Source organism: Pseudoalteromonas sp. S558 (assembly GCF_005886635.1).
GTDB classification, from domain to species: domain Bacteria; phylum Pseudomonadota; class Gammaproteobacteria; order Enterobacterales; family Alteromonadaceae; genus Pseudoalteromonas; species Pseudoalteromonas aliena.
In genome coordinates this window covers 23,994-37,927 of the sequence record NZ_PNDU01000023.1, presented here as the reverse complement: position 1 = coordinate 37,927, position 13,934 = coordinate 23,994, and the positions used below count along the sequence as shown (strand labels likewise).

The 13,934-nt window shown below is 37.1% G+C and carries 10 protein-coding genes and 2 tRNA genes; 7 read left to right on the top strand and 5 right to left on the bottom strand.

The features are described from left to right. Window positions 1–2: 2 nt before the first annotated feature. Both CWB66_RS02200 and CWB66_RS02195 read right to left on the bottom strand, forming a co-directional pair. Window positions 3–75, bottom strand: a tRNA-Thr gene (locus tag CWB66_RS02200). Between the two features lie 71 nt (window positions 76–146). Further along, window positions 147–222, bottom strand: a tRNA-Phe gene (locus tag CWB66_RS02195). A gap of 338 nt (window positions 223–560) precedes the next feature. Between CWB66_RS02195 and CWB66_RS02190 the strand changes: the two genes are divergently transcribed. After that, window positions 561–3,338, top strand: coding sequence for a hybrid sensor histidine kinase/response regulator (locus CWB66_RS02190; protein WP_138584174.1), 2,778 nt, complete (start codon window positions 561–563; stop codon window positions 3,336–3,338). 55 nt (window positions 3,339–3,393) lie between these two features. Here the strand turns inward: CWB66_RS02190 and CWB66_RS02185 are convergent, their stop codons facing one another. Together CWB66_RS02185 and mutY are read right to left on the bottom strand one after the other, a co-directional pair. After that, window positions 3,394–3,666: an oxidative damage protection protein gene (locus CWB66_RS02185; RefSeq protein WP_077537040.1), complete on the bottom strand. Its 273-nt coding sequence runs from the start codon at window positions 3,664–3,666 to the stop codon at window positions 3,394–3,396. A gap of 33 nt (window positions 3,667–3,699) precedes the next feature. After that, window positions 3,700–4,761 carry an A/G-specific adenine glycosylase gene (gene mutY / locus CWB66_RS02180; RefSeq protein WP_138584173.1) on the bottom strand — a complete coding sequence of 354 codons (1,062 nt, stop codon included), beginning with the start codon at window positions 4,759–4,761 and terminating at the stop codon, window positions 3,700–3,702. Window positions 4,762–4,923: 162 nt separating this feature from the next. Between mutY and trmB the strand changes: the two genes are divergently transcribed. From trmB to arcA, 4 genes are all read left to right on the top strand, one after another. After that, a complete protein-coding gene (trmB, locus tag CWB66_RS02175) occupies window positions 4,924–5,649 on the top strand; it encodes a tRNA (guanosine(46)-N7)-methyltransferase TrmB (RefSeq protein WP_138584172.1) in 726 nt (241 codons plus the stop codon). 64 nt (window positions 5,650–5,713) lie between these two features. Then, a complete protein-coding gene (locus tag CWB66_RS02170; RefSeq protein ID WP_138584171.1) occupies window positions 5,714–6,739 on the top strand; it encodes a methyltransferase in 1,026 nt (341 codons plus the stop codon). A 139-nt stretch (window positions 6,740–6,878) separates the two neighbouring features. Then, complete coding sequence (locus tag CWB66_RS02165; RefSeq protein ID WP_138584170.1) at window positions 6,879–8,483, top strand: sensor histidine kinase; 1,605 nt, start codon at window positions 6,879–6,881, stop codon at window positions 8,481–8,483. A gap of 497 nt (window positions 8,484–8,980) precedes the next feature. Next, window positions 8,981–9,697, top strand: coding sequence for a two-component system response regulator ArcA (gene arcA, locus CWB66_RS02160; protein WP_077537035.1), 717 nt, complete (start codon window positions 8,981–8,983; stop codon window positions 9,695–9,697). Window positions 9,698–9,713: 16 nt separating this feature from the next. On the opposite strand, the gene arcB is transcribed toward arcA, so the two are convergent. Further along, entirely contained in the window at window positions 9,714–12,032 is a 2,319-nt protein-coding gene (gene arcB, locus CWB66_RS02155; protein WP_138584169.1) for an aerobic respiration two-component sensor histidine kinase ArcB, read from the bottom strand. 233 nt (window positions 12,033–12,265) lie between these two features. Here arcB and folE2 point away from each other — a divergent pair, with 233 nt between their 5' ends. Together folE2 and CWB66_RS02145 are read left to right on the top strand one after the other, a co-directional pair. Continuing rightward, the gene (folE2, locus tag CWB66_RS02150) at window positions 12,266–13,186 is read left to right on the top strand and encodes a GTP cyclohydrolase FolE2 (RefSeq protein ID WP_138584168.1); all 921 of its coding nucleotides are present in this window, start codon (window positions 12,266–12,268) and stop codon (window positions 13,184–13,186) included. Window positions 13,187–13,295: 109 nt separating this feature from the next. Further along, on the top strand, window positions 13,296–13,892 hold the full coding sequence (locus tag CWB66_RS02145) for a DUF2726 domain-containing protein (RefSeq protein ID WP_138584167.1): 597 nt from the start codon (window positions 13,296–13,298) through the stop codon (window positions 13,890–13,892). Window positions 13,893–13,934: the final 42 nt, after the last annotated feature.

Below are 13,934 nucleotides of genomic sequence, written 5' to 3'. Positions count from 1 at the left end.
GGTGCCGACTAACCGAGTCGAACGGTTGACCTACTGATTACAAGTCAGTTGCTCTACCAGCTGAGCTAAGTCGGCACACAAAACTGTGTGCTAAGGCACGCGTAATAATGTTTAAACTGTTGATTAAACACCACTACTTTAATAAATGGTGCCTCGACCCGGAATCGAACCAGGGACACGAGGATTTTCAATCCTCTGCTCTACCAACTGAGCTATCGAGGCACTTAAACAGTGCTAATTAAAAATCTTAAAGGATTTTCAATACAATTCCCACTTAGCTCTACTGACTGGGCTATCTGGGCGTGCGGCGTATTAAACGAGTTTTGCCCTTACAAGTCAACTTTTTTTTCTACTTTAATAACTGTTTGAACGGTTTTCAGCCAACTCGGTCTGTTTTTTATCAATAACGCTTATTTTTACTACTGTTGAGTATTAAAACAAACTATAAATACATTTAAACCAGACTAAACACGTAGTGAATTATTTTTTGTAACTGTTACGATTACCAAGATAAACACGATAAGGGCTTATCGTATTAAACATACCAATGGGAACAAGTAATGCAGAACAAATTTTCCTCTCCGGTCAAAGGCTTATTGCCTCTTTTTTTAATCATCAATATTGTGGTCACAACACTCGCTATTGTTGCTTATTCTTTTTATCCGTCTAATAAAAACCATACTGAAGAAGTCGTATCTTCTATTGATATTAATAAACTTGCAACAAGGCTAGATTTACCTATGGTAGATGCACTAACCATGTCTGGCCAAGGAAAAGTAAAGCAACTATTAGATTTAACATCGTTACTTGATAATAACTTTCAATATACTCTGTATCGCTTTAGTGCTTCGTCGCAAACGGAACTGGTTTACAGTAGCGTAAAACCAGCACCGCTTCCTATTCAGCTCAGTAAATATTTAATTGAAGACAATATTTTACACCATGTATTAATGCTTAACGGGCAACCAATTGGTGAGTTGATCATTAAGCAAGACGTATCGGGTTCTGCATTAAGCACATTAGATTCTCAAATAATTACTTATGTTATAGCTTTTGCCAGTGTTATAGCGCTTTTTCTATTAGCACTGCTCTTTAATCGATATGTTAACAACCGTGTAAGTAAAAGTATTACTTTGCTGAGCAATGAATTACACACTATAACCGACACTGGTAATTACAATAGTAATGTAAATGAGCAATTAGATATTGGGCTTGGTGAGATCGCAAAAAATATTAATTTGCTTCTGCAAAAAACGCAAACGGCTATGACTAGTAACGATGATGCACAAGTAGAATTAAAGAAACTGCAAAATGGTTTAGATACAGAAGTTCATAACCGTACAATTGCACTAGAACAAGCCTCATTAAAAGCTGAACGTGCCAGTGAGACTAAAACAACCTTCTTAGCAACCATGAGTCATGAAATAAGAACGCCTATGAATGGTGTTATTGGAACAATTGACTTATTAAGACAAACAGAACTTGATGGTGCGCAACATCGTTTGAGCACCATTATTCGCGAATCCGCTTTTTCATTATTGAGTATTTTAGACGATATTTTAGACTTTTCAAAAATTGAAGCGGGCCGATTAAACATCGATCCCATTCCCTTTTCAGTAACCGATACTATTGAAGAAGTCTCTCGAGTACTGTCTTCTGTCGCTAAAAAGCGTGAGCTTGATTTAGAGTTATCTATAGCACCTGATATTCCAACTAATCTTATGGGCGACACGGTTAGAGTGCGCCAAGTACTTTATAATTTATGTAGCAACGCGATTAAATTTACCAGTACTGACGACAAAACACAGGGCCATGTAAAAATATCTGTTGAAGTTGCCCATAATACTGCCGATCACTTTACTCTACGTTTTTGTGTAACCGATAACGGTAAAGGCATGACCCAGTCTCAGTTACGGGAAATATTTAATCCTTTCATCCAAGCTGAAAACTCAATTACCAGAGAGTATGGTGGCACAGGCCTAGGCCTTTCAATTTGCAAAAGCTTAACTGAGTTAATGCTTGGCACAATACATGTAACTAGCCATATTGGTATTGGAAGCGAATTTACGGTTGAATTGCCATTTAGTATTAAAGGTAAAATTCAATATGCTCATAAAAATGCTTTAGATGGAAAACACATTGTTGTAGTAAGTAACCATTTAGAACGTGAAAAGATTATGTATCGCTATTTGTCATTTATGGGCGCTAAAATAACCTATGCACATAACGAGCAAGACATTGAAACCCAACTCGATGTTAGAGATGTAATTTGGGTCGTTGATGGTATTGATAATATGGATAGTATTAATGCTTTATTAAGACGCCTACTTTACTCTCTAGAGGACAATAACCAGCAAGTCGTCGTGCTAAGTAAACTAGACGAAGCAGCGATTAACCACAACAATATTTTTTACATCAATGCATCACCATTATGTAAGTCAAACTTTATGCTCTCTGTGCTTGTGGCAGCGGGTCTACATAAACCGAAAAAAATCAAAAAAACTAAAACACTTAAGAGCCAGCTAAACGTTGAACAAGCACGTCAAGCGAATAAATTAATACTGCTTGTTGAAGATAACTTACTTAACCAGCAAGTTTTAACTGATCAATTACACATATTGGGATACGGCGTTGAGGTTGCTAATGATGGTGAAGAAGGCCTTAATATGTGGCGTAAAAGTAACTACTCACTTATTTTAACAGATTTACATATGCCTAAAATGTCTGGTTACGATATGGTCGAAAAAATTCGAGGCGAAGCTGAATTACTAGAAGCAATAGACGCACAACCTTATATTATTGCCGTTACAGCAAATGCTTTAAAAGGCGAAAAAGAACGCTGTTTAGCCGTTGGCATCAACGATTTCATCACTAAACCAATAGAACTAAATGCGCTGGAAGACACACTAAGCCGTTGGAGTGATAAACAAAACCAAAGTAAAAATGAGATTATTCATCAAAATATAGCATTGCCAATAGACATGGAAGCCGTCGAAAAATACATAAATGGTGATAAAGCTAAGCAAATACGCTTTTTCAAAATGTATTTAGATCAAAGTCAAAGTTTGATCAAGTCAATCAACTCAGGCGTTATGATGAATGATTTAAATGAAATAATTGGAAGTTGTCATCAGCTAAAATCAATCTCAAAAACCATTGGAGCAGAAATGGTTGCAGATCTAACAACTACGTTTGAAGATAAATGTAAAGCGGGTGAGCTAACCGTTGATGAGCTCATTGGTTTAAGGGATCAGCTAGAGATTGAATACTCCAAAGCAGCTCAATTTTTAAAAGAACAAATTAAAACTTCCGAGCAAGAAGATGAATTAATCGATTAAGTTTTATAAGCTATAAAAAAGGGCTAAATAGCCCTTTTTTTAAAATTTGAATACGTTACTTTTCTGGCGGTCGATAGCCTTCAATTTCTACATCTTTGCCTTCAAATAAAAAGCCAACCATTTGCTCTTCTAAAAAAGTACGATGCTCTGGATCCATCATATTAAGATGCTTTTCATTGATCAACATTGTTTGTTTATGCTGCCATTGCGCAAAAGCTTCTTTAGAAATGTTATTAAAAATCTTTTCGCCAATTTCACCTGGATATAACTGAAACCCAAGGCCTTCAGCTTCTTTTTGTAACTTTTGACAAAATACTGTACGTGCCATAATTAATTCTCTTTAGCGCTAAATGCTAACAGTTTAACCTATTGGTGCGATTTGTTTAACCAACTTTTTAGTTGGGGCAGCCAAACCTACCTCTACAGATTGATCTAATGGGTACCAGACTAATTGCCTGTCGTTTACGACATCTAAAATACTATCAATATTGAGCACATGTGGATTTATCGTCAATTCAAAATGTGAGAACACATGCACAAATGGATCAAGCGACTCTAACTCCATTTTAAATCCCTGTTGAGCTAAAAATGCCTCTAAATCTTGACGCTCGTTAAATTCAAAAAAGCCAAAAAGACCACCCCAAATACCCGAACTAGGCCTTTTCTCCATTAAAACTTTATCATCACATTTTATAATTAACTGATGACAGCTTTTTTTAGGGCTTGCTTTTTTAGGTTTTGAATGAGGAAACTCTTTTACTTTGCCAGCATTGAAAGCGCCGCAGTGGCTATTCAATGGACACGCTTGGCAATCAAAACGACTTCGAGAGCATAAACTTGACCCTAAATCCATCATCGCTTGATTAAACTCTGTCACATTGTTTTCAGGTGTTAATTGCTCTGATAAATGCCAAAGCTGATTCTCTACTTTTTTTACACCATACCAGCCTTCAATCATAAAATAACGCGCCAATACTCGTTTAACATTGCCATCTAAAATTGGATGATGCTGGCCAAGCGACAACGACAGTACAGCTCCCGCTGTGGAGCGCCCTATCCCTGGTAATGCAATAACCTCTTCAAGTGTTTGAGGAAACTCTCCGTTGTACTTATCGCGTACTATTTTAGCTGTTTTATGAAGGTTACGAGCGCGGGCGTAATAACCTAAGCCCGTCCAATGATGCAATACGTGATCTTCATCAGCATTTGCCAAAGCAATAATATTTGGAAAGCTCTCCATAAATCTTTCAAAGTAAGGAATAACAGTAACAACTTGGGTCTGCTGAAGCATTACCTCAGACACCCATACTTTATAGGGTGTCTTGCCTAACTGCCACGGAAGCGTTTTACGACCATGAAGGTGATACCAATCAACCACTTGGTTTGAAAACCAATGAGACTGTTCTTTATTTAGATCTAACATATTATAACTTTCACTCGTGCTCAATGGCGGCTCAGTCTATTGCAGTTATTAAAAAGATCAAGCTATAGGGGGTGTAAAATAAGCTAATACTTGTGATTGGCGGCTTGGTCAGGGATAATACGCAACCATTTTTATACACATTGTTTTTGTCAGGCCAATAATATGAGTGAATCAAGCAACAGTAATCTTGAGCAAGCTAAGCAAGAAGGTAAATACATCCGCACTATTCGCAGTTTTGTAAAACGCGAAGGTCGATTAACCAAAGGTCAAGCCGCAGCAATTGAAAAATGCTGGCCAACTATGGGCTTAGAGCATAAAAACGGCATGCTTAATTTAAGCGAAGTTTTTGGTAATAATAATGATGTAGTGCTTGAAATTGGTTTTGGTATGGGCAAATCGCTTGTAGAGATGGCAAAAAATGCGCCGCATCTAAATTTTATAGGTATTGAAGTACATCGCCCTGGCGTTGGCGCATGCTTAATGGACGCTGATGAAGCGGGTATTACAAATTTACGTATTTTTGAACATGATGCAATTGAAGTACTTGCAGATTGTATTGCAGATGAAAGCCTGACAACACTGCAATTGTTTTTCCCAGATCCTTGGCATAAAAAGCGCCATCATAAACGTCGTATTGTGCAAGCTGAGTTTGTTGAAAAATTAAGAACTCAACTAAAAGTGGGCGGCGTTTTTCATATGGCCACAGATTGGGAAAACTACGCTGAACATATGCTTGAGGTTATGAAAGTGGCTCCTGGCTTTAAAAATCAGTCAGAGACGAACGATTACGTTCCACGCCCAGATTTGCGCCCGTTAACTAAGTTTGAACAACGTGGTCATCGCTTAGGACATGGCGTATGGGATTTAATGTTTGAGCGCACTAAGTAATTAATAACTTTAAAGACTCTTTTTAACTCTAATAAAACTAAACATATGTAAGGCAAAGCCATTTATGAGCGTATTAACCAACCCTAGTTTACTGTTACTTCGAAATAGCGAGGAACTAACGGGTAAATCTATCTTGGTGGTCAACTTTGCTCAGGATGGCTTTTTAACTGAACTTAAAAAACTTAATCCGCAAAGTAAAATAACTGCATTTAGCTATAATCATGCCAATGGCGAATTTGCTAAAAATACGAAAGATGTTGATATTTTCATTGATCATACAATTTCAGGCCACAGCTACGACTTAGTAATTCTTTACTACCCCAAATCAAAACCTGAACTATTAATGACGCTCGATAACATTCGCGCAGTTATTACAACTGACGCCAAACTGTTAGTTGTAGGCGAAAACAAAAGCGGCGTTAAGTCAATTGAAAAACAATTGGCAGGTAAAACTGTTTATAGTAATAAAATTGATTCTGCAAAACATTGTGTTCTTTATTCTTTTTCTGAAATTAAACAACACCTTCGTTTTGATATAACTCAATACCATAAACAGTTTTTAGTCACTGTCGCGGATACAGAATTTACAGCAATTAGCGTACCGGGTGTATTTAATCACGGCGGTTTAGATATTGGTACAAAGGTACTACTTGAAAACGCGCCAACCATTAAGCAAGGTAAAGTGCTGGACTTTGGTTGTGGTGCGGGCTTAATAGCTACATTTTTAGGCTTAAAAAATCCAGCTCTAGATTTTACATGTAGTGATGTAAGTGCGTTGGCTACCTATGCAACTGAGCAAACTCTAAAGCTTAATAGCATTAAAGGCGAAGCTTTATTAAGCGATGGCCTTAACAGCATTACGGGTAAATTTGACCTAATCATTAGCAACCCGCCATTTCATACAGGCATATCTACTGATTACACAGTCGCTGAAGCTTTTTTATCAAACGCCAAGCAACATCTAACTAAGACGGGTAAATTGAATATAGTGGCAAACAGCTTTTTAAAATATACTCCGATTCTTGAAACGCAATTTGATAATTATCAAACCGTGTTCAAAAGCAACAAATTTGCAGTATACAGTAGCTAGATATTTATATGGGTTGGGTGATTTTGTGCTCAACCCTACTTACGAATAGATATAATGTTTAATTTTTTCCTCCATTTCCCTTCGCCTTTGCTAAACTTAAATTTCAATCAGTACAATTAACTCAGTCGACGATGACATAATGCCTAAAAAAGTACATCAAAGCAGTATCCGCAAAGCATTAATAAATTTAATCATGCTGATAACCGCTATTTGTTTATCGTTATCTATCTCTATTTCCACTTATTTAAGCGTAAAAGAACAGAAACAATTAATTATTAGTAAACTTGTTATCCTCTCTGAAATTGTGGCTTTTGATGCTAGTAACTCAGTCATCAATGATGATCGACAAACAGAAGAAAAACGATTGAAGTCGTTTGATAAAATTCCACTAATAAAAAACATTCATATTTATTCTATTGAAAAAAAATCACAGCAACCTGCATTTTTTATCAGCTTTAATGCAAAAAAAACACCACCTGTACCGCTTAAAATAGACAGTATAAATGAATTAAAAACGCCCAATATAGTAAATGATCACATTGAACTTATACGCCCTATTTATAATAATAAAGAACTCGTTGGCTATGTTTATATGCGCGGCAGCCTTGAAAGTTTAGATGACTATATAAAACAAAAAATCTTTATTGATATATTATTGACCTTATTAATACTCGTTGTTGTTTATTTCATCGCTATTAAGGTACAAAAACGAATTGCTAAACCTATTGAGCAGCTGAGTATGCTTTTGCAGGATGTATCTAAAAATCATAACTACGATGCCCGTGCACCTGCAACAAACGTGAAAGAAATTACTGCACTTTCTAATAGCTTAAATATTATGCTAACCAGAACTCAACGACAGCTAAAGCGACATGAAAAAGATAAAGAAGAAATAAAACAACTTAATCAGAGCCTTGAGGGAAAAGTAAATCAACGAACAATTGCACTCAGAGAAGCCAATCAAGAATTGCTCGCAACATTAGAGCGAATGCATCAGTATCAGACGCAAATTGTTGAAAATGAAAAAATGGCTTCCCTCGGACAAATGGTTGCAGGGGTAGCTCACGAAGTTAACACGCCTATAGGGCTTGGGATCACAAGTTCAACTTTATTACGTGATAAACTCGCTGATGTTCGAATTAGTTTTGATGAGAAAAAACTAACCTCCAATCAATTGAAGCGCTTTATAGATGAAGGCATCGAAAATTTAGATTTAATTTATCGTAGTTTAAATCGCGTCGCCGATTTAATTTCCAACTTCAAAAAAGTAGCGGTTATTCAAGATGACGGTGCTAAAATACATATTAATATTCATAAACTTATTAGCGATATATTAATATCAATACATTCCGAGCTGATTGTAAAAAAACCTACAATTACAATTAACTGCCCCACTGACTTAATTGTCCAAAGCAAACCAGAGCCCTTACAGCAAATATTTCAGCAGCTACTACTCAATTCAATTATTCATGGGTTTGTAGGCATTGAAAATAATAAAATAGTTATTGATATTGAACAAGCACAAGAGCATATAATTATAACCTACAGCGATAATGGCCAAGGTGTTGATAAAACAATTCAACATCGAATTTTTGATCCCTTTGTAACATCAAAAAGAGGGCAAGGCGCGAGTGGGCTTGGCATGCACTTAGTTTACAATTTAGTAACTCAAGCGTTAGGCGGTAGAATTCTATTTGATTTAGAAGAAAAACAGGGAACCCGATTTATAATTACAATACCCTAAAATAAATATTACTAAAAGTGCATAAACTTAAGGTTTGTACTTGAATTACGACTTTATGGCCTCATTTAAGAGGCATGTGGTGTATAGTGAAAAACTATTTAATTTCATTAAATAATTAATACAAAATACTTTATGAACTTTATCGTATTTGTGATATCACATACATTGATGAAAGGTTAGAAAATGATATAATTTCGCTTTGAATTAGTCTGATAATTTTAAATATCTTTATACCGTTGATGGATGTATCAACTTTTAGAGAAAATCGCTTCGACGCTTATAATTCAAACAGCTGCATCCGCTAATATATCGATTAAACAGTAGTTTTTGCATAGCCCTTTTTAGGTAGACTTTGGATCCCTCTACTGTTTTATTTTTATCCAAATTGTTTTTACTTGTTAACAATTAGATAAGATTCTATAATCTCTAGCAATTGATTTTTATAAAATAAGATCGGTTTTTTTGTACGTAAAACAATCCAAAAAGGTTAATAAATAATGCAAACGCCAGTCATTCTAATCGTAGAGGATGAAGACGTAACTCGACTAAACCTCGTTAGTTTATTTGAAGCTGAAGGTTACAAAGTTATTGAAGCCATTGATGGCGATGATATGCATGACAAGCTTACAAATAATGATGACGTCAATCTTGTAGTTATGGACATCAATCTTCCAGGTAAAAACGGCCTTATATTAGCCCGTGAATTACGCCAAAAGCGTAAAGTAGGCCTTATTTTCTTAACTGGCCGTGATAACGACGTTGACCGCATTTTAGGTCTTGAAATTGGTGCAGATGATTACATCACCAAACCATTCAACCCACGTGAATTGACTATTCGAGCTCGTAATTTAATTACTCGAACAGCTCTAGGCGGTGAAGAATCAACACTAGAAACAAATGGTGTTATTACGTTTAATGGCTGGGAACTTGATGAGAATAGCCGTTGCCTTACTTCTCCAAGTGGTGATGCTAAACGTTTACCTAAAGGTGAATATAGAGCATTGCGCTTGATGCTTGATTCTCCAGGTCGTATTTTTAGCCGTGAGCAATTAATCAAACATATGACTGGTCGTGAACTTCGCGCAAATGACCGAACTGTTGACGTTACTATCCGTCGTATTCGTAAGCATTTTGAAAGCGACAACTCAACGTCGGAGCTAATTAGCACCATCCACGGTGAAGGTTATCGCTTTATAGGTAAAATCGACAGCTAATTAAAATAATTCACTGTTATTCTAATTGTTGTAAAAATAAATGAAGGGCTTGTTGCCCTTCATTTATTTTATCTGCTAATACATTCAACCACTCTTTTAATACACCATCAGTTTCCTCTGTAGCACCATGCTCCATGACTTTTGCATGTAATTGCACATCATTTAAGCCAACCGAACCTGCCGCTCCTTTGAGCTTGTGCGCTACAGATTTGTATTCTTCTCTATCACCTGCATTTAATGAAGTCAGTAGCTCTTGCTGATACTGTGGATTAAGTTTTTCAAATAACTGACTACTGCGCCTAAATACAACTAAGCCCATAGAGTTAACAAAGTCTTCAATTGTTTCAGCATCGAGTAAATGCGCATTAATACCAATAAGAGCCTCATCACTTACTTTTAATTGTGGTGTACTACTCTCAATTTGCTTTATATCAAATAAATCAGCCAGCATTTTATCAAGCTTTACAGTATTAATAGGTTTTGCGAGCGCACCTTGTATAGATATACCTTTAAGCTCTTCTTCTGCACTTCTTACATTAGCCGTCAGTGCCACTATTGGTAATTTATCAAAATGGCTATCTGCTCTTATCTGCCTCGCTACTTCATCGCCATTTATATCAGGCAATTGCATGTCGAGTAAGACTAAATCTAAATCATCTTCAGTTTCGACAAAAGACAAAGCGTCTTCGCCCGTTTCGGCCCACAGTACTTCATGACCTCGCTGCTCTAATAAGTTAGTTGCAATTTCAGCATTAAGCGGCACATCTTCTACCAATAAAATATAGAGTCCACGGCCAACATAACTTTGCTCTGTTGGTGCTATACATAGATTGAGTGGAATTTGGACTGTAAAGCAGCTGCCCTCACCTTCGCTACTTTCAACGGTGATCACACCTCTCATTGCACTAACCAGCGCTTTGGTAACCGACAAGCCTATTCCAGAGCCAATGGCATTAGTCCCTTTTAAATCAGGTGCTTTATAATACATATCAAATATACGCGGTAGCTGCTCTGGTGGAATACCTTGGCCTGTATCTGATATTTTCATTATTAGCCAAGGGCCTTCAATACGATTCTCACGCACACATTCAAGTTTAACTTCACCGCTTTGAGTAAACTTAACTGCATTATTTATTAGATTCCAAACGACTTGACGCAAACGAGTAGGATCGAGCAATGCATATATATCAAGCATACCGCTGCGCTCAATATTAAATTCAAGATCTTTTTGCTCAGCAATAAGTCCCGCAAAATTAACAACATCGTTTATAAAGTCAGAGACATTAATAGGATTAGTTGCTATATCAAGCTGCTCTCTGTCTATTTTGTCTAGATCTATAATATCGTTAAAAATATTACCTAGCGTTTCAGCGCTCGAAAAAATAGTATTACTCCAGCTACGCTGTTGTTTATCTAGATCGGTATCAAGCAGCATACGCGTTAACCCTACAATACCATTTAGCGGTGTCCGCAATTCGTGGCTGAGGGTGGCAATAAATTTCCCTTTATCTTTATAGGCGGTTTCGAGTGCTTGAGCGGCCTCTTTACGGCTCGTAATATCACGGCCAAAGCCAAGTAAGCCAATATAATCACCTTCGTCATTAATGAAAGGAAGTTTACGCAACTCAAACCAACGTTTTTCACCTTCAACATCGTAGCCAACATCAATTGTTATCGCTTGATGGGTTTGCTCTACCTGCTTATCTGTTTCTAGTACTTCAGACAAAAACTCACTTGGAAACGTTTGCTCTGCCGTTTTACCAATAAGCTCAGCACTCGTTTTACCCATCACCTCTTCAAACATTTTATTACAACCCGCAAATACGCCATTATTATCACGGTAATAAAATAAATCAGGGGACGAATCAACAATTGAGCGTAATAACATACCTTGCTGCGCAAGCTCTTGCTGCGTTTTTTTACGCTCTGCTATCTCTTTACGAAGCTCTTCAATTGCACGGTGTTTAGCATGAAACGCCATTTTACGTTCGTCGATCTCAACATTTAATCGACTAATGTTATCTTTGAGTGTTTGGTTTAATAGTTTTTCCTGCTTAGTAGCACTATCAAGATAAGCATACGAAGCATCTAATTGACGAATTGAATTTAATAATACACTGATGACTAACGGAGAAACCACTGCGGTAAAAAAGATGACGGCTAAAATATCAACAAGGTGAATTTCCCCTACAGCCACATAATAAAACATGCTTGATAAAATAAGCGACGCTGTCAGAAATAGCGTATAGCAAGCAACGGCCGCTTTAAACTCACCAAATCGAGTTATCAGGCTAGAAAGAATTCGAACCCAAGGGCTCAAAGAGTAATCGGTCATAGTTAAGTTTATCTCTTAGCTGTGTGCTTAAATATAAATAGAGCAGAACAAAATACTAAACATATTATTTTCGCCGATTTTAGCATTTTTCTATTCGCTATTTTCATGTTGTGCGACAAAAATAGAAAAAATTCACCTTTGAAGATAGCGACAGTTAAAAGTCTTCGTTTCAGCCAGTGGTTATTTCATGTAAAATACGTCGCTTTATCATTGCTAATAACGAGTAACATACCATGCAAACTAACATGCCCGACATAGCCGACACGGCTCCCGCCTTACAAACCGGTAAGTTAGACTGGGTTGGCATGGCTGAAATTGAGCTGCCATTTATTTTTGAATCGCGCGACCTTGCTCCTGTTACCGTTAATGCGAAAGCCCGCGCATTTGTAAACTTGCATAAAGAAGATGCTAAAGGCATTCATATGTCGCGCTTATATTTAGCACTCGATGTACTTTCAACCGAGCAACAAGTTAATCCGCAGACGTTAGCTAACACACTCAATACCTTTATTAGTAGCCATGAAAATCTCAGTGACAAAGCGCAAATAGAATTTAAATTTGAATTACCACTGCGTCGAAAATCACTATTGAGTGGTAAAGTCGGCTGGAAGAGCTATCCATTAACATTAACCAGTACTATTGAGCACAATATAATTAGCTATGAGTTAACCGTCGATGTTACCTACTCATCAACTTGCCCATGCTCGGCAGCTCTCGCGCGTCAGCTTATACAAAATGCATTTAACGAAAAATTCAATCAAGATACATTAAGTCAAAAAGATGTTCACGAATGGCTTGGTACTACGCAAGGTATTGTTGCAACACCTCATTCTCAGCGTTCAATTGCTAATGTAAAGGTTAAACTCAACCGTGATATTAACGAGTTTGATGTTGTAAACTTAATTAATACTCTTGAAAATGAGCTAAAAACACCTGTTCAGGCTGCTGTAAAGCGAGAAGACGAACAGGAATTTGCTCGCCTAAATGGTCAAAACCTGATGTTTTGTGAAGACGCAGCTCGCAAAATAAAAGCGAGTCTTGAAGCAAGCAACCATGCCGATTATTGGTTGCAAATCAATCATTACGAATCATTACATGCTCACGATGCCGTCGCGATAGCAGTGAAAGGAATTGAAAACGGATACAAAGCGTAAATTCAATTACATATAAATAAGATACGGCGGTAAATTCTTAACTGGCACTATTTAGGCACATAAATTGCTATATAAAATTAGTGTCAATTTGTTGTTGTGGAGTTACCGTATGGAGTTCGCTTTATTATCAATTTTAGTATTAGTGATAGGCGCATCAATCTTTGTGTCAAAGTTTAATGATGATGGCGGAAACCCTTATCCTTTTACGCGTAAGCAAAGTGTATTTACGCAAGTAGAAAGTGCGTTTTTAAATTTACTTGAACGTGCTGTTGGCGACCAATACAAAATAGTTAGCCGCGTTAAGCTAATCGATGTGATTGACTGCAAAGAAGGTTTATCTGTTAAATCTAAACGAGCAGCAATTGCTAAGGCAAAAAACAAACAGCTTGATTTTGTATTAATAGATAAAGAAAAAATGACCATAGTGGCTGCCGTTGATCTCGTAAACAACGCGAATAAAGACGGTCATAAAGCACAGCGAGATTGGTTTGTTAATGGGGCATTAGAAGCTGCCGGCATTCCACATATTCGTATGAAAGTAAAATCAGGGTATCGCCCTTCAGAAGTGCGCGATGCCATTATGTTTAAGCTTGGTAAGCTTGGCTCTTCACAAACGCAGCGTCCTGTTCGTAACCGCGTCAGCAAACCAGCGGTGCTATCACCATCGCAAGCTAAAGCTCATTCTACTGCATTAGCTGAAATTTAAATCGGGCATTAATACATAAAAAAGCGAGCTGTTTAAAACTGC